At 35.7% G+C, this 17,738-nt stretch carries 10 protein-coding genes and 3 pseudogenes; 9 read left to right on the top strand and 4 right to left on the bottom strand.

Going from position 1 to position 17,738, the window contains the following annotated elements; all coding sequences use genetic code 11:
* Positions 1-54 precede the first annotated feature (54 nt).
* Positions 55-2,697: an N-acetylglucosaminidase gene (locus CVV77_RS21630; RefSeq protein ID WP_100276456.1), complete on the top strand. Its 2,643-nt coding sequence runs from the start codon at positions 55-57 to the stop codon at positions 2,695-2,697.
* A 99-nt stretch (positions 2,698-2,796) separates the two neighbouring features.
* Here the strand turns inward: CVV77_RS21630 and CVV77_RS21625 are convergent, their stop codons facing one another.
* From CVV77_RS21625 to tagA, 3 genes are all read right to left on the bottom strand, one after another.
* Positions 2,797-4,119: a phage baseplate protein gene (locus tag CVV77_RS21625; protein ID WP_100276455.1), complete on the bottom strand. Its 1,323-nt coding sequence runs from the start codon at positions 4,117-4,119 to the stop codon at positions 2,797-2,799.
* Between the two features lie 119 nt (positions 4,120-4,238).
* Entirely contained in the window at positions 4,239-5,384 is a 1,146-nt protein-coding gene (locus tag CVV77_RS21620; RefSeq protein ID WP_100276454.1) for a CDP-glycerol glycerophosphotransferase family protein, read from the bottom strand.
* Between the two features lie 33 nt (positions 5,385-5,417).
* Positions 5,418-6,188 (bottom strand): N-acetylglucosaminyldiphosphoundecaprenol N-acetyl-beta-D- mannosaminyltransferase, encoded by a 771-nt coding sequence (gene tagA / locus CVV77_RS21615; RefSeq protein WP_100276453.1) that lies wholly within the window; start codon positions 6,186-6,188, stop codon positions 5,418-5,420.
* Between the two features lie 409 nt (positions 6,189-6,597).
* On the opposite strand from tagA, the gene tagD reads away from it, so the two are divergent.
* The 5 genes from tagD to tagH all read left to right on the top strand — a co-directional run bounded on the left by tagD (position 6,598) and on the right by tagH (position 14,023).
* Entirely contained in the window at positions 6,598-6,987 is a 390-nt protein-coding gene (gene tagD, locus CVV77_RS21610) for a glycerol-3-phosphate cytidylyltransferase (protein WP_003227921.1), read from the top strand.
* Positions 6,988-7,147: 160 nt separating this feature from the next.
* Positions 7,148-9,166: an alpha-glucosyltransferase N-terminal domain-containing protein gene (locus CVV77_RS21605; protein ID WP_100276452.1), complete on the top strand. Its 2,019-nt coding sequence runs from the start codon at positions 7,148-7,150 to the stop codon at positions 9,164-9,166.
* Positions 9,167-9,255: 89 nt separating this feature from the next.
* Positions 9,256-11,427 (top strand): teichoic acid poly(glycerol phosphate) polymerase, encoded by a 2,172-nt coding sequence (gene tagF / locus CVV77_RS21600; protein ID WP_100276451.1) that lies wholly within the window; start codon positions 9,256-9,258, stop codon positions 11,425-11,427.
* A 165-nt stretch (positions 11,428-11,592) separates the two neighbouring features.
* On the top strand, positions 11,593-12,420 hold the full coding sequence (tagG, locus tag CVV77_RS21595; protein ID WP_100276450.1) for a teichoic acids export ABC transporter permease subunit TagG: 828 nt from the start codon (positions 11,593-11,595) through the stop codon (positions 12,418-12,420).
* 19 nt (positions 12,421-12,439) lie between these two features.
* Positions 12,440-14,023 (top strand): teichoic acids export ABC transporter ATP-binding subunit TagH, encoded by a 1,584-nt coding sequence (tagH, locus tag CVV77_RS21590; RefSeq protein ID WP_100276449.1) that lies wholly within the window; start codon positions 12,440-12,442, stop codon positions 14,021-14,023.
* A 38-nt stretch (positions 14,024-14,061) separates the two neighbouring features.
* Here tagH and CVV77_RS21585 read toward each other — a convergent pair.
* Positions 14,062-14,708, bottom strand: a pseudogene (locus CVV77_RS21585) (UTP--glucose-1-phosphate uridylyltransferase); the annotation flags it as partial.
* Positions 14,709-15,277: 569 nt separating this feature from the next.
* On the opposite strand from CVV77_RS21585, the pseudogene CVV77_RS21580 reads away from it, so the two are divergent.
* From CVV77_RS21580 to CVV77_RS21570, 3 genes and pseudogenes are all read left to right on the top strand, one after another.
* Positions 15,278-15,557: pseudogene (locus tag CVV77_RS21580) on the top strand (nucleotidyl transferase family protein).
* 254 nt (positions 15,558-15,811) lie between these two features.
* Positions 15,812-16,495: pseudogene (locus CVV77_RS22550) on the top strand (CDP-glycerol glycerophosphotransferase family protein).
* A 147-nt stretch (positions 16,496-16,642) separates the two neighbouring features.
* Positions 16,643-17,738: glycosyltransferase family 2 protein (locus CVV77_RS21570; protein ID WP_100276448.1), on the top strand; the 1,096-nt coding region annotated here is incomplete at its 3' end.

Raw genomic sequence — 17,738 nt, 5'->3', positions numbered from 1 at the left:
TGCCGATAAATAAACTAGTTTTATATACTCATTGAATAAGAAAGAGGAGAAGGAATGAAAAAGAGATTAATCGCACCTATGCTTCTGTCCGCCGCGTCCCTTGCCTTTTTTGCCATATCCGGTTCTGCACAGGCTGCAGCGTATACGGACTACTCGATATATAAGGTAGAGCCGGCTAAAACGTTCAGTACAGAAAGCCAAGCCTCGCAGGCTGTTGCCAAACTGAAAAAAGACACCGGCTGGGATGCTTCCTATCAGGCTTCGAGCACAACAACGACCTACCAAATTTCCGCTGCAGGCATACAAAGCGAAGCAGAAGCGAAAGCAATACTGAGTGGGCTCAACAAACAGACAGCGATTACAGGCACGTCAAGTCCTGTCGGTAGCAAACAGCCGTATGTCACCATCACCTCAGGTGCCATTTCCGGAGAAAAACAGGCAAACACTTTGCTGACCAAGCTTAAACAGGAGACGGGAGTGGCTGGCGCTGTAAAAGCTTCAGGAACAGCTCAGTCTTATGTGAACGTCACGACATCAGAAATCGCTGATGAGACAAAAGTCAAGGCGCTTATACAGAGCCTGGCTAAGCAAACAGGGATTAAAAGCTCATATCAGCCAATCACACACACGGTTTCTGTCACAGCCATTCAGTCAGGCACAATCGTGGGAGACAGCAAAGCTGAGCAGATCAAAAGCGCATTCCAAAAGGAATCAGGGCTGAAGGCATCATTAAAAGCAACGGTGAAAGGACAAGCCTATTATACTTTTACAACAGCCGCCATTTTAGGTGAAGCGAATGCCAAAAACCTATTAAATCAGCTGAAACAGAGCACTGGTATTACAGGAAGCTACAAGTCAATCAATCAAAAAGCAACTGCTGAGTCATACAATGTCCAATCAGCTTATTTCAAAGGGCTGAATACAGTGAAGGACGCCATCAGCCAAATCAAGAAAAACACCGGTGTATCCGGCAGTTATCAAAAGGTTGGCAAAAGCACATCATATACCGTGAATATGAAGGGTTTAACAAAACAGCAGCTGCAAAAAGTAGACACTTTCTTTAAAAAGAAAAAGTGGCATTACACGTCATCCAGCGTCAAAAAAACGACAACGTCTGCAGCCTATCAAATTACGACGGCAAAGATTTTAGGAGAGCAGCAAGCAAACAAAGCCGCAGCCTTCTTTGCTCAGAAAAAAGTAAAGGCAACGAAAACAGCAGCTGGAACAACAGCAGAAAATCAATATCAGCTCATCTCAGAAGAAACATCAGATCAAGCAAAAGTTACAAAGGGCTTGAACGTATTAAAGAAAAATCAGCTCAGTGCATCTGCAAAATCAGTCAAAAAACAATTAGCTAACACGTTTAAAATAACAACTGAATCTCTGCTTGATACAACGAAAGTCAATCAGGCACTTACGTTTTTCAAATCGAATCACATATCAGCAGCAAGCCAGAAAACCGGTCAGACAGCAGCGAGCAGCTATAAAATCATGACTGAAGCCATCATCAGCCAAAAAGATATTGACCGCGTTTTAGCATTTTTCAAACAAAACAATGCCGCCGGCACAACAGCAAAAACAGGCGAAACGGCATATACACAATACAAAATCGTGACAGCTCAGCTCAGCAGCAAAACAGCATTGAACAACGGGTTAACCTATCTAAAAGCGCAAAGTGTAAGCCCGAGCTACACAACCAAAACCAATACGCTTTATAAAGTCAGCCTAAACGAACAGTTCACAGGCAATGACGCAGCTGCTACGGCATCATCGAAGCTAAAACAATTATACGGGTGGGCATCATCTATCGTGAAAATCAAAAACGGCCCGCAAATCATGAAAACAAATTACAATCTCTCACTTCGTGATATGGTCCAAAAACAAATGACAGTAAGCCCGCAAACAGACGGGGCGGCTTACGTATCGCTCACTTATATTAATACAGCAACTTCAACCGTTACGGCTGATGTATTAAATATCCGGTCTACACCGGCAGTCAGCCCGACGAACGTGATTGGCCAATTTAAAAAGGGCGATAAGGTGAAAATCATCGGCCAGACAAACGGCTGGGCCAAAATCAATTTGGGCTGGCGAAACGCAAGCAGTGATGAAGTGGTTCAATACGTGGATCCGAATAACTTTTCCAGAGACAGCAAATACTACTTCCAATTTCTCAAACTGTCACAGACAGCCGGCCTCAGTGTCACTGAAGTCAATCAAAAAGTGCTTGCCAGCAAAGGTATCCTGACAGGGAAAGCAAAGGCGTTCATAGATGCCGCCAATAAATACGGCATCAACGAGCTGTATTTAATTTCACACGCTCTCCTTGAAACAGGCAACGGAACATCCGATTTAGCCAATGGCTTAACCTATAACGGAAAAACCGTATATAACATGTACGGAATTGGCGCATACGACAGCAACCCGAATTACTATGGCGCCAAATATGCGTACGAGCAAGGCTGGTTCACACCAGATGCGGCCATCATCGGCGGAGCCAAATTCATAGGCTCATCGTATATACACAACACAGCCTACAATCAGGACACACTGTACAAAATGAGATGGTCAGCCACAGCAACACACCAATATGCAACAGACATCGGCTGGGCGTACAAACAAGTAAACCGCATGTACAGCCTGTATTCATTGCTGGACGGTTATACGCTTTACTTTGATGTTCCGGAATATCAATAAAAACTTAGAAAGTTGATATATTCATATAATATTTTATGTGTTGTTAATTAATAAAGGGGAAAGGCTAGAGCTATTTAATAGCTCTAGCCTTTTTGTATATCAGATCTCAATTTTGTCTGCAACAATCATAAAAATACTCATTCTTGAAGCATTTGAGATGACAGCATCATCAGGTCTGACTTTTGTACTCCCTTTCATAAAACCTATTTCAAGTACATTTGATTTTTCTCCGCCCGCAAAATACCAGGATCCCATACGGATATCCTTTTGTTTTAAGCGGAAATCTCCTTCTATCGATTGATGCAGTAAACTAATATAGCGTTCATTTAAAGTAACTTGTAAGTTTCCCTCTGCGTTGATAGTAATATTTCGAACTAAATTTGATGTATAAGATGGTAAATAACCTGAAGTCGGGACCATCCATTTTTTGTTTTGAGCATTATACTCTAAAATGAAGGTTTGAATAAATGGTTGAAATCTTTCCGGAGGTGTATCTTGGTGCCCCACCGTTTTTAATAAAGGGGAACGAAGCATTGGTACATGATTCATAAAGTTTTCATAGGAATGGTATGCATAAATTCTACTTATACGATTTCCTTCTTTTCCACTTGTAATTCCCACCATTAATGATTTTGCCCCTGTTTCAGGATTAGTGTACATACAAATCCCTTCTGGCTCACGGAAGTTATTCTCATATCTAGTGGACAAGTCTTTGCCAACAGTAATTTCTTTTTGCAACACTATTTTATTAGTCGAGTCGAATACAGTAATGAGATTAGGATAGCTTTTGCTGTTTGTATCTCCTGTATACCAATATACATAACCGTCATCTAAAAAGAAACCTTGTAAATAATGCAGTTCGTTAGGAATATTAATAGTATAAAGAGGATTGTTTTTATTTGCTATTGCATCGTCCAGGTCAAAGATTGTCACCCACTGTTTATTACTCTTTGTATCGTACTGTCTAAGTGCCAACTGTCTATTCTTCATATCAAGAGCAGGTGTAACCCTATGATTTAAAGGGAGATTCGAGAATCGCTGAAGTTCTTTAGAATTTTCATCTAAAGTCGCCCCTGCTTTATATGGGAAACAAACTAAATCACTTTTCTCTGTTTCATTTGGTCTATCGTATAGTGACCAAATATAAATGGTACCATTACGGTTTTCAATGCCTATATTTGTTCCGTGACCTCCATGTTTGAGCAGCATGCTGTCTAATTGTAACCCTTCAAAAGATAGACGAGTTATACGATAGCTCTGGGTGTTGTCTTTTCCCATTCCAGTTGCCACTTGAGTTGTATAAATTTGATGGTTTTTCTCATCGAAATTGAATGATTGAAGTACGGTTTTATCCGCTACACGAAGTTCAGTAAATAATTTTGGAGTGATGTTGGTGAAATCAAACAGTTCTTTTTTTCTCATAAATTTACCACCTCTATTATTATTTGCTGCCATAAGCAACTAATTCCATTAAACCAAACATACGTTCGGTAGTCAAGGAAAAAAAGAACACTTGTTCCGATTCGGGCAAGTGTTAACAATTACTTTATTAAATTTTCTACAAAATGCAATAAATTTTTGCTTGAATTTCCTTCGGAATACTTATTCCACTTATCGGAAAAATCTTTTATTTTGGAATTATTAAATGGGGTTTGTATTTCATTTATTAATGATTTACTATCATAACAAGCTCTTCCAGGTATTATAGAAAGATAATTATCAACCAATCCCCGCTTCTCTTGATAAAGTTGTAAATCATAAGTATAGAAAAGAATGGGTTTATTTAAAATCGAAAATTCAAAGGGAACAGAAGAATAGTCAGTGACTAAAATGTCTGCAGCTATAAGTAAATCATATAGGGCATAATTAGAAACATCTTTGATATAATCACTAGAATATTTGATAGCTATATTGTTTTGTATTGCGGGATGCAGTTTAACAAATAAAACATATTCTTCTTTTAATTGATGAATTAATTGTTTTTCCGTAAATGGCAATTGAATTGAGTGCATATCATAATCCCTAAACGTCGGTGCATAAAGGATTATTTTTTTGCTTTTTAATTTTAGATTATCTGTTTTTATCTTTTTACTTTCCTGGTAATAAGGGTCTGTTAAAGGTACGCCTATTTTTAACAGTTGATGATCCTTTATTCCGAATGATTTCTTGAAGATATTGGCCATTTCATCTGAGCCAACAGTTAAATAATCAAACGAGCTGTATACTTTTTTGAACCTTTTAATATCAGTTTTTGCACGTTGTTTGTTTGTGATATCTTCCAAACCGAATTTTTTAAGTGATCCATTTGCGTGCCATACTTGAATACATTTGGTTTTCTTTCGATCGTTTAACACACTTGTTAATAGAAAGTAATTATCTGTTATGACGACTTTGCTGTTAAACATTAGGTATACAGCTTTAATGAGATGAATTGGATTCTTTTCTTTTAATAAATACGCATCTACATTGGTGAACCTCTGAGCAATAGAAGATGCCTGCTGAGTATACAGAATGTTAAGGTTATATGGGTATTGACCTTGTTCATATTCCTCCAAAATCGCTTTTGCATTTGCTTCAAATGAGATAAGGAGGGTCACATTATTTTCAGGTTTCACCCATTGCAGAAAAAAGGCGATTGCCGATAAAAAATACAAATAGCAATTCGCCAGTAATGATCTTATTTTCATTTTTATCAATCCACTTATATAAAAATTTTCGTTTTATATCTGTTTTGTGTGATCTTTTTCAGGCTTTGGATAAAAAGTTTTTTTGTTTTTTTCTTCTTTTAAAACTGCTAAAGCATATTTTGGTATGCTAAGCATTCTTTTCCATCGCCATGGATTCGAGATTAAACGATAAAACCATTCTAAATTTAAACGTATCATCCAGGAAGGGGCCCTTTTGACATTGCCGCTAAATACATCAAAGCTTCCTCCCAGACCTATAGATACAGCTTTAGGGAACAAGTGTCTGTAGTTATGAATGAATTTCTCTTGATGAGGATACCCTAATGCTACGAATACCATATCTGGGTTTGCTTTTGCAATTCGTTTTGCGACTGTAGCGCGATCTTGGACATAACCGTCTGAATAACCTGCAATTTGAATGTTGGGGTATTCAGAAGAAATTTTGGATACAACATCTTTTATAACATCTTTCTTCGCACCGTACAGAAATATACGTTTTTTCTTTTTGTCAGCTATACCTAGAAGTTCTTTAAAAACATCATACCCTGCTATTCGGGACTGAAGCCTGTTGTTAGTCAAACGTGACATCATGACTACACCGATGCCATCAGGCAAAATGAAGTTTGAAGAAGATAGTACATCAAAGTAGTTCTGATCTCTAATGGCTGCAAATGCAATTTCAGGATTGACAGTGGAAATGACAGCACCGATCTTCTGATCAATATAATGTTTTTCTAGGTAATTGATGAACGATGTTAAGTTGCTGTTAACATAAGGAATATGATGAATAGTCTCTGTTTGCATGTCTGGCTCCTCCTTCCTTATAAGAATCTATTTATATAGTTAAAAAGAGTGTTTAAAAAACAAAATCGGTCTAACTTATATTTTAACATAAATCTTCAACAAAGGCTTAACATTATCTTTACATTAAATTTAAATATGTTTCCAATTTTACAATTGAATGAACGAATGAATAACAATCCTTGATGTTAAGGGAGTTTTATTGGAGTTACATATTTTGGAATGTTTTTCTCCGCGTGAGTACTTAACCTTTTTTAGGCGGTATGCTATAATTAATGATCAGTGAAGACATACGAGAAATATGTCGATATAAGGAATACAATTGTAAGAATTGCAGGGCTCTTAGAATTCAATCGCTAACGACAGTAGTGTTTTTAATAGTGTTTAACATTAGGAAGGAGCGTTACTTTAAATGAAGAAAGTCATCACATATGGAACTTTTGATTTATTGCATTGGGGTCACATTAAATTGCTTGAGCGTGCAAAGCAGCTTGGTGATTATTTAGTTGTTGCTATTTCAACAGATGAATTCAACTTACAAAAGCAAAAAAAGGCTTATCACAGCTATGAGCACCGTAAGTTAATTTTAGAAACGATTCGATATGTGGATGAAGTAATTCCTGAAAAAAATTGGGAGCAAAAAAAGCAAGATATTATTGATCATAATATTGATGTTTTTGTTATGGGGGATGACTGGGAAGGTAAATTCGACTTTCTCAAAGATCAGTGTGAGGTTGTTTACCTTCCGAGAACTGAAGGCATCTCTACAACAAAGATCAAAGAGGAAATCGCTGGTTTATAATTTAGGATCCTGATATCATTGGCTTAATATCTAATAAAAGTACTTCTTATTGAAATAAGAAGTACTTTTTGATGCTTACATTGGTTTTTGTGGCTAATGTTTACGGGTAGATATAAAACTCAATGATCATATATTCTAGATGCCGAAAGGGAGTAAGAAATTGTCTTTACATGCGGTGAGTGAATCTAATATAAAACAAATTCCTGACATGAATTATTATTTTATCTCTGGTGGTCTGCCAAGTAATTATGGCGGTCTGACGAAATCATTATTATTGCGTTCTAAATTATTTGGAGAAGAGTGTAACCAAAATACATTTTTCTTAACGTTTCGTTTTGATCTAGAGTTGTCTTCTAAGATTGACGAATTGTACAACAACGCTAAGATTGATAAAAAATTCACGAGTGTTATTAATCTATTCGATGATTTTTTAAGTGAAAAAACAAATGGGAAAAGATTATACGACGAAAGGATAGGTCTTGACCAGATAAAAAAGCAAGCTGACATGGGGAAGTTTGCAAAAACTGTATCAAGATTGTTTGGTAATAAGAACAATGAAATTTCTGTAGTTTACTATGGAGATGAGAAGACGATCCGTTATGTCGATTATTGGAACGATAAAAACCAGCTCATAAAGAGAGAGGAATATACGAAGAACGGTAATTTAGTTCTTATTACTCATTTTGATGTGCAACTAAACAAAATGTATCTGCAGGAATATATTAATGAAAAAAATCAAGTATATTTAGACAAACTCTATGTATGGAACAATGAAGCAAAAGATGTTCAATTATCTCATATTATTTGGTACTCCCTTGAGGGTGAGATAAAAGTAAAAGATGAATCGGAACTGCGTCAATATTGGATAGAACATCTGCAAAACGAAAATGATAAACCTAAGTTGTTTTTAGTAGACAGCAGGCCGCAAGACAAACATGTTTTCAAAGTGAAAAAATCCCCTTCTTCGTATTATGGAGCAATCATTCATAACAAACATTACGGTAACAACAAATATCAGATTAAGGGCCGCTATAAAGAAGTTTTTAGTCAGATGTATAATTTGGATGCTGTCTTTTTTATAACTGAGGAACAGTTAGAAGATTTTAAATTAATTTCAGGGGAACAAGAGACGTTTTTCTTTACTCCGCATACAATTGATAAGCCGCTTAATCCCGATGTATTGAATGTGCCAAGTGAAAAATACAAAGCTGTAATAATTTCAAGACTTGCATCTATGAAGAATCTAATACATGCAGTAAAAGCTTTTAGCTTAGTCGTGAAAGAAATTCCTGAAGCAAAACTTGATATATTCGGATCAGGTGAAGATTTTGAAAAAATAAAAAAAGAGATTGAAGATACCAAACTGAAGAATAATGTCTTTTTGAAAGGTTATACAGATAACCCTGACTCAGAGTTTCAAAAAGCTTGGCTAACCATTTCAACCTCTCACTTTGAAGGATTCGGTCTTTCAAATATGGAGGCGCTGAGCAATGGGTGCCCTGTCGTAACGTATGATTATGATTATGGAGCAAGGAGTTTAGTTACTGACGGAGTAAACGGGTATGTCATTGAACAGTATAATATAGAAAAGTTGGGTCAAGCCATTATCTCTTTAATGAAAGATGAAAGTACTCATCAGAAATTTTCAGAACAAGCCTTTAAAATGGCTGAAAAATATTCAAGACCCAACTATATCGAAAATTGGGCTTTTGCTTTAAATCAGATGATTGAGGTGCGTGCAGAAAGAGAGAAGCTCTCTAAACAGATTGGAAAAAAAGAACTATCTATTAGTTCTTATACCGAGGATTCTAATAAAAGCAAAATAGAAATTGATATTGAAAATTTTGATCATGATCTTATTAAAATCAGCTTAGTGGGCTTGGACAGAAAGAATAAGGCTGAAATTATTTCAACAGACTTACAAAGTGATCAGCACTTTATAATTGATCTAAAAAAAGATGTGAATATTGAAAAGATAGCAGCTAATAAAACTCAAGTCATTGATTTTTATATTCTTTTCAATGCAAATAGTCACATTAAAACAATGCGCAGACTTTCGAGTGAAGAAACAAAGTTGTCAGGAAACAATATAGTTACTGATAATGGTTTTAGAGTAGAGCCCTACACAACAGTTAAAGGGAATTTCTCTTGGAGGGTCACGGAAATAAAAGAGAGTTGATATTTTGCTGGGTAATGTCCTTAGTCGTTGACACTAATAAAAGGAAGCAAAGAGGATAGAGCTTTTATACAGAGGAGCAGAAAAAAGTAATGATTGAAAACACTGTGATTAAATGTATTTTGAAAAGCTTGAAAAACAATTTAGGAAATCTTGAATTGTTGATCTCAATTGATTCAGAACAACAATTTTTAGGGGATCATCAGTTATTTTTAAAGCTAAAAGAGAGACGTTCAGGAACAGAATCTGAATTTTCGCTTCAAAACACTGGCTCATTAGAGTATAAAGCTGATGTGAATATTCATGGTTTTCCTATGCCTATTGAAATGGGACAAACATATGACTTTTATGTTGAATTCCGAAAAAAATATGAAGATGCGGAGCAGGAACAATTACCATTATTGAAACGTCTTTCTGCCGAAGTAGATACAATTGAGCGCGCCTTTCATGTTGATCAAACTACAGAACTTTTAATTTTGCCATACACAACTGATAAAGGCAACTTTTCTATTAAGGTGAAAAGAGAGGCCAAAATCATCAGGTTTGATCAAATTGAGATTAACTCTGAAGAAATAAGCATAACCGGTTATGCTGGTTACCTGAGTTCCGAAAATCAGTATCGTATAAAAGACTTGAACCTTATCTTAAAAAAGGGCGGAGAAACACCTATTGAGGAAAAGTTTCCAATCCAGCTTGAAGGAAAAACACAAGGGCTTGAAAACATGAGAGTAGACGGTTTTGTTCCGGAATTATATGGTTTTGAAGTGAAAGTGCCTTTGAAAGAAATTCCTTATTCAAATGAAAAACGTTATGCTTATCGTCTTTTTATGGAGTATGTATGCACTGACAAGGACGGAACGGAGTTTCAGTTCAACAGCACTGCTCTTGTTTTAGGAGATCGAAAAAACAAATTAAAAGGATTAGTAAGTGTTATAAAATCTAACAACGCACCGGTTCGTTATGAGGTCTTTAAGAAAAAGAAAAAACAGACTCTAGGTATCAGAGTAAACGACTATAGCCTTAATACAAGGATTAAATACTTTGTTAAAGGAAAAAAGAAGCAGTTTGTATCAAAAATAAAAAAGATCAAAAAAATGAGAAATAAGTTTATCACAAAAACATACAAATCATTATTCATGATGGCTAGCAGGATGCCTGTTAAAAGGAAAACAATCATTTTTGAAAGTTTTAACGGGAAACAATACAGTTGTAATCCAAGAGCGATTTATGAATATATGCGGGAAAACCACCCTGATTATAAAATGTACTGGAGTGTAAACAAACAATATTCAGCGCCATTTGATGAAAAGGGGATTCCTTATATTAGTCGTCTCTCAATAAAATGGCTTTTTGCTATGGCAAGAGCCGAGTACTGGGTTGTTAACAGCAGGCTTCCATTATGGATTCCAAAACCAAAGCACACAACATATTTACAAACATGGCATGGCACGCCTTTAAAACGACTTGCAATGGATATGGAAGAAGTCCATATGCCTGGCACAAACACCAAAAAATATAAAAGGAATTTTATCAAAGAAGCTTCTAACTGGGATTACTTGATTTCACCAAATGGATATTCAACTGAGATCTTTGCACGGGCGTTTCAGTTTAACAAAACAATGATTGAGTCCGGATATCCTAGAAATGATTTCCTTCACAATGATAATAATGAAGAAACAATATCTTCAATTAAGAGCAGATTAAATATTCCTAGTGATAAAAAGGTCATTTTATATGCTCCTACATGGAGAGATGATCAGTTTTATGCAAAAGGGCGTTATAAGTTCGATCTCGATTTAGATTTGCATCAACTTAGACAAGAGCTTGGAAATGAATATATTGTGATTTTAAGAATGCATTATCTGGTAGCTGAGAATTTTGATTTGGGGCCTTTTGAAGGGTTTGCATTTGATTTTTCTGCTTATGAGGATATACGAGAATTGTATATGGTCTCTGATTTGCTTATTACTGATTATTCTTCGGTATTCTTTGATTTTGCAAATTTAAAACGACCAATGCTTTTCTTTGTCCCTGACATCGAAACCTACCGAGATAAGTTACGTGGTTTCTACTTTGATTTTGAAAAAGAAGCTCCTGGTCCATTAGTGAAAACTACTGAAGAAACGATTGAGGCTATCAAACAGATCTCATCGCCTGGTTATAAGCTTCCGGTTTCTTTTGGTCCTTTTTATGATAAGTTTTGCTATTTAGAGTCAGGACGTTCATCGGAAAAGGTTGTTCATACTGTATTTAAAGCTGAATAATTTAGGTTATTATATAAAATGTGTAGCTGTCGATATTTCGGCAGCTTTTTAGATACTTGTTGAGAAGTGAAAAAAAATGCAGGATCTGTTACAATAATCAGCGGTGCTTTCAAATTTTTAAACAGAAAGATTCCCAAAAACAATTAAGTCTAAGGAAGATAAAAAATGAATGATTTGTTGCGAATACTCAGAGAGCAAATAACGTCATTTCCTTTAATTTTAAGATTGGCGGCTTATGAAACCAAGTCTAAATATCAAATGAATTATTTAGGTGTCTTATGGCAGTTCTTAAATCCGCTTATCCAAATGCTGGCCTACTGGTTCGTATTTGGTATGGGGATTAGAAAGGGCGGTCCTGTGACAACCGGAGCGGGCGAAGTACCTTTTATTATTTGGATGCTGGCAGGATTAATCCCATGGTTTTTCATCAGTCCAACTATACTTGATGGCTCAAACAGTGTATTTAAGCGCATTAATATGGTGGCTAAAATGAACTTTCCGATTAGTTCACTACCATCGGTGGCCATTGCATCTAACTTATTTAGTTATGTCATCATGATGGTGATTTATATCATTGTACTACTAGTTAATGGTGTTTTCCCGAGTGTGCATTGGTTACAATATATTTATTACTTCATCTGTATGATTGCTTTTATGTTTTCGTTTAGTTTGTTTAATTCAACGATCAGTGTACTGATTAGGGATTATCAATTTTTGCTGCAGGCCGTAACAAGACTTTTGTTTTTCTTGTTGCCAATTTTTTGGGATGTTAATGCAAAACTCGGTCATAGCCATCCCGAATTAGTGCCTATTCTGAAGCTGAATCCACTATTCTACATTATTGATGGGTTCCGCAACAGCTTCTTAGACGGCCAATGGTTTTTCCAAGATATGAAGTACACACTGTATTTCTGGCTGATGACATTCCTTTTATTGTTAGTAGGTTCTATCCTGCATATGAAATTCAGAGATAAGTTTGTTGACTTTCTTTAATACGTAAGGAGATTGTACGATGAAACTAAAAGTTTCGTTTCGAAATGTTTCAAAGCAGTATCATTTGTATAAAAAACAATCGGACAAGATTAAAGGATTGTTTTTTCCGGCTAAGGATAATGGTTTTTTTGCTGTGCGGAATGTCTCCTTTGACGTGTATGAGGGAGAGACAATCGGCTTTGTAGGGATAAATGGGTCAGGGAAATCGACCATGTCTAACCTGCTGGCTAAAATTATTCCGCCGACCAGCGGTGAAATTGAAATGAACGGCCAGCCGTCGCTGATTGCGATTGCTGCCGGTTTAAATAATCAACTGACGGGCCGGGACAATGTCCGGCTCAAGTGTTTGATGATGGGGTTAACCAATAAAGAAATTGATGACATGTATGACAGTATCGTTGAATTTGCAGAGATTGGCGATTTTATTAATCAGCCGGTTAAAAACTATTCCAGCGGTATGAAATCGCGACTCGGTTTCGCGATTTCCGTTCATATTGACCCTGACATTTTAATTATTGACGAAGCGCTCTCCGTAGGGGACCAAACGTTTTATCAGAAGTGTGTAGACAGAATAAATGAGTTTAAAAAGCAAGGAAAAACCATATTCTTTGTCAGCCACTCCATCGGCCAGATTGAAAAGATGTGTGACCGCGTCGCTTGGATGCACTACGGCGAGCTTCGTATGTTTGATGAGACAAAAACTGTTGTCAAAGAGTACAAAGCGTTTATTGACTGGTTTAATAAGCTGTCGAAAAAAGAAAAAGAAACATATAAAAAAGAGCAAACGGAAGAGCGGAAGAAAGAAGATCCTGAAGCGTTTGCCCGTTTCCGCAAAAAGAAGAAACAGCCGAAATCACTGGCTACTGCTGTTCAAATTGCTATTTTGTCTATCCTGACGGTCTTTGCTGCGGGAACGATGTTCTTTAATGCCCCGCTTCGTACAATTGCTTCGTTTGGCGCGATTCCGCAAAATGAAGTGAAGAAGCACGATGGCGATGCAAAGGGCAAAGCAGAGGAACACTTAACTGCAGTCAATAAGCAAGGGGTTATCGCAGCTGAAAAAGCGTCTGTTTATAAGGATCAAGATTTGAAGCAGGAGGCTGGCGTTACACTGCCATTCGGTACCGAGGTGACGGTAGCTGCAAAAGGCAAAAAAGCAGTGAAAATAAAGTTTGATGAGAAGTCTTATTTTGTGAAACAGAGCGCTGTTGCAACAAACGTGAAACATGCTGAATTGCAGGCTGCGGCCTTTACGACTTATGTTCCGCAAACAGCAGCGTCTTCCTATGAATACTTCCTGAAATTCCTGGGAGACAGCAGCGGCAGCATTCAATTGAAATTGAATGGATATACTGAAGGAGATACAGCTGACGGCAGAAAAACGTTGGATTTTGATTATGAAAAAATCAGCTATGTGCTGGAGAATGATAAAGCATCAGAGCTTATCTTTCATAACATTTCTCCCGTTACTCCGGCGTCACTATCTTTAAGTGACAGCGATGTATTGTATGACAGCAGCAAGAATCGTTTTCTTGTAAATACAGCTGATCTGATTTTTGCAGTTGATAATGAAGAGCATACGCTGACCTTGATGTCGAAATAAGAAAAGGCTATTGGATGAATGTCCAATAGCCTTTTTGTTTAGATTTCTTCTTTGTTTAGTAAACCTTCCATAAATGGAACGAGCTGCTCGCGAAGCTCTTTATCCTGCATCGCAAACTCAAGAGTTGTTGTGATAAAGCCGAGCTTTTCACCAACATCATAACGCTTGCCTTCAAAATCGTAAGCAAACACTCTTTGAATTTCATTCAGTTTTTGGATGGCGTCTGTCAGCTGAATTTCACCGCCGGCGCCAACCTGCTGCTCCTCTAAGTACATGAAGATCTCAGGTGTGAATACGTAACGGCCTAAGATGGCAAGGTTAGAAGGTGCAGTGCCTTTAGGCGGCTTCTCAACGAAATTTTTCACCTGGTAACGGCGGCCCTCACTTGTCAGCGGGTCGATAATGCCGTAGCGGTGTGTTTCATCTTCAGGCACTGAACACCGATAATAGAAGAAAGTGTTCTTTCGTATTCATCCATTAATTGGCGCAACCCTGGTGTTTCTGCCTGTATAATATCGTCTCCAAGCAGAACCGCAAACGGCTCGTCACCAATAAAGTTGCGTGCGCACCAGACAGCGTGTCCGAGTCCTTTAGGCTCTTTTTGGCGGATATAGTGAATGTCAGCCAGGTTAGAAGCTTTTTTCACTTTTTCAAGAAGTTCAGTTTTTCCTTTATCTAATTGATTAATGGGTTTCGTTTGTATTGTATCAATCCTCCTTTTCATCTATATGTCTAAAAAAACACGTCTCATTCGTATAGTCAGTCTTTTAGCCAAAATATTTTACATTATCTTACCATAAAAATCTTTAGGAACTTTTAACATTCACATTACAATTCCTTCACGTTTTGACGATGAATTAATATGAGGAGGGCGTACAAAATAAATGACGAAGCAGAAAGAAAATCATTTCACCTAAAAACGCGACAAAAGAATCGATTTTTCCGAAATAGAAAACTTGTTATAATAGGTTTAGATAAGATATTAGACCTGTAAAAAATATACACCAATACAACAGTGATACCAAAAAATGCTTGTGATTGACATTTTTAAAGAGCCTTAACTTTTATAGGAACTTATGCTATTATTGTTCATTATTAATAGTATGTAAAAAATGTGTCGAAATGATAAATAATCTATTAAGGTTTTTTGTTTTTTCTGGTGCTCTCAGTTGAAAACGGTTTGAAGGTGATGTTATCTAATGAAGAAAGAAAGTGATAACGTACGGCACATTTGATTTATTTCACTACGGACATATGAAGCTGCTGGAAAGAGGAAAAAATCTGGGTGATTACTTAATCTTAGGATTGTCTACTGATGAATTTAATCTTCAAAAACAAAAAAAGTCGCATCATTCTTATGAGCATCGAAAATTCATTTTAGAAACAATCGATTTTGATAATGAAGTGATTCCTGAAAATAACTGAGAACAAAAAATTTTAGATATTTAAAAGTACGATATAGATACATTTGTCATCGGCGATGACTGGAAAGGGAAAATTTGATTTCTTAAAGGAATATTGTGAGGTCATTTAACTTCCGAGAACAGAAGGCATCTAAACTACCCAAATCAAAAAAGACAGGGCTAGTTTATAGACGCACTAACTAAAAGAGGCTTGAAATAAATTCAGTTGCTTCTTTTTTTCTTGTTCGCGTAAATATAAATCTTCACTCTTTAAGGAGTTCATGATGAAATCTTTTATTATAACCAAATGCAGGAGTTTATTAGTTAGGGCTTATTCAGTTCTGTTTAAGATTTTTGCTCTTCTAGACCGAGAAACAATAAATTAATTTTATTTCAAAGCCCAGCTGGAAAACAGTTTAGCTGCAATTCCCGAGCAAATTACGACGGAACCACAACTGAAAAGTATAAACAGAATTTTCTGCAGGAAGCCAGCAAATGGGATTATTTAATTTCCCCAAATGCATACTCCACTGAGATTTTTAAAAGTGTATTACATTTCAAAAAAAATTTTAGAAACGGTTATCCGTGATATGACATTCTTTATTCTACAAATAAAGAATCATTAATCAAAAAGATAAAACAAGAGTTAGGAATTGGGGAAGATAAAAAAATTATTTTATATGCACCAACTTGGAGGGATAATGAATTAAGAAAGTTGGCCAGTATAAATTTAAACTCCAATTTGCTTTAGAGGAAATGAAGAGGGCTTGGGGACTCTGTGGTTATTCTTCTAAGAATGCATTATCTAATTTTAGAAAAATTTAATTTGGGAAAATATAAAGATTTTGTTAAAGATCTCTCTTTATATAAAGATATTCGAGATTTATATTTAATTAGTGATTTATTGATTACGGATCATTCTTCTGTCTTTTTTGATTATATGAATCTAAAAAAACTCAATGTATTTTTTGTATATGATCTTCCGGCTTATCGAGACTTCATCAGAGATTTTTACTTTAATTTTCAACAGCGCCAGGCAACTTGGTTCAAACAAGTGAAGAACTTATAAAAACAGTAAAAGAGTTGTTACATAATCCTTATATAGATCATAACAATGAGGATTTTTATAATAAATTTTTTGTAATTTAGAAGATGGCAAGGCTTCTAAAAGAGTAATTGAAACGATCCTTTAACTTCTAAATAAAGAGGTACTAACATGTTTTCTATCATAATGCCAATATATAATTCTGAGAATTATTTAAGGGCCTCAATAGAGAGTGTCATTAACCAGTCGATTGGATTTAAGGAAAATATAGAACTGATATTAATAGATGATGGCAGCGTTGACAGCAGTCCTCAAATTTGTGAATTCTTTAAAAATCTATATCCTAATAATATTAAAATCTTGAGAATTGAAAATTCCGGACCTTCTGCTGCAAGAAATTGTGGGTTATCAAATGTAAGTGAAAAATCTAAGATCATTGGTTTTCTTGATTCTGACGATGCATTCTCTCAAAATGCGCTGCAAAGTGTTTATAATTTTTTTTGTGATTCCGAAGATGTAAATATTGCGGTATTACCTGTTTATTACACAGGTGAAAAAGAAGGCGAACATAAATTAAATAATAGATTTGAAAAAGGAACAAGAGTTATAAATATTCTCAACGATTATAAGGCTATTCATTTTTATATTGGCGGCACTTTTTACAGAAGACATATACTAAATAGTACCGCCTTGTTTGATGAATCTATAAAGTTTTGGGAAGACGCTATCTTTTTTAACCAGTTATTGCTGAAAGAAAAAAGATACGGAGCAGTTGCAGAAGGAAAGTATTTTTATAGAAAACGAAAAGAACAAAACTCATTAGTTGATCGTTCATGGTTTAACAAAAAAAGGTACACATATTTGTTAAATGAGTGTTACATGACTTTGTTAATCGATTCAATAAAAAAATATGACATAGTTCTGCCTTATTTGCAATTTTTAATTGTATATCATATGAAACTGTTTTTATATCCAAACTATAGAGATATTTATAAGTCTGTTTTAGATCAACAAGAACAAAAAGTTTTTGTTGATGATTTTATTAAAATTTTAAAATTTATTGATCCGCAATTTATAAAAGAACAAGATATGCCGATGTACTATAAAGAATTTATGTTTCACTTAATAGAAGCAAATACAGAAGCTCTTGAAAATATAAAAAAAGAAAGAGTACTACAAAGTTCATGTACTGTTACTTCGACAAAAATAAAAGGGCTTAGACTTGAATTAACAGGGCACTTTATTAACCAGTATTATGAGATGAAAG

This window comes from Bacillus sp. SN1, from assembly GCF_002796895.1.
GTDB lineage: Bacteria > Bacillota > Bacilli > Bacillales > Bacillaceae > Bacillus > Bacillus inaquosorum.
This window is presented reverse-complemented; position numbering and strand designations above follow the sequence as displayed.

Coding starts and splice junctions, on each gene's coding strand:
- tagF (WP_100276451.1), top strand. CDS start 9,256: ATGATTGAAAACACTGTGATTAAATGTATTTTGAAAAGCTTGAAAAAC.
- tagA (WP_100276453.1), bottom strand. CDS start 6,188: ATGCAAACAGAGACTATTCATCATATTCCTTATGTTAACAGCAACTTA.
- CVV77_RS21625 (WP_100276455.1), bottom strand. CDS start 4,119: ATGAGAAAAAAAGAACTGTTTGATTTCACCAACATCACTCCAAAATTA.
- tagG (WP_100276450.1), top strand. CDS start 11,593: ATGAATGATTTGTTGCGAATACTCAGAGAGCAAATAACGTCATTTCCT.
- CVV77_RS21630 (WP_100276456.1), top strand. CDS start 55: ATGAAAAAGAGATTAATCGCACCTATGCTTCTGTCCGCCGCGTCCCTT.
- tagD (WP_003227921.1), top strand. CDS start 6,598: ATGAAGAAAGTCATCACATATGGAACTTTTGATTTATTGCATTGGGGT.
- tagH (WP_100276449.1), top strand. CDS start 12,440: ATGAAACTAAAAGTTTCGTTTCGAAATGTTTCAAAGCAGTATCATTTG.
- CVV77_RS21620 (WP_100276454.1), bottom strand. CDS start 5,384: ATGAAAATAAGATCATTACTGGCGAATTGCTATTTGTATTTTTTATCG.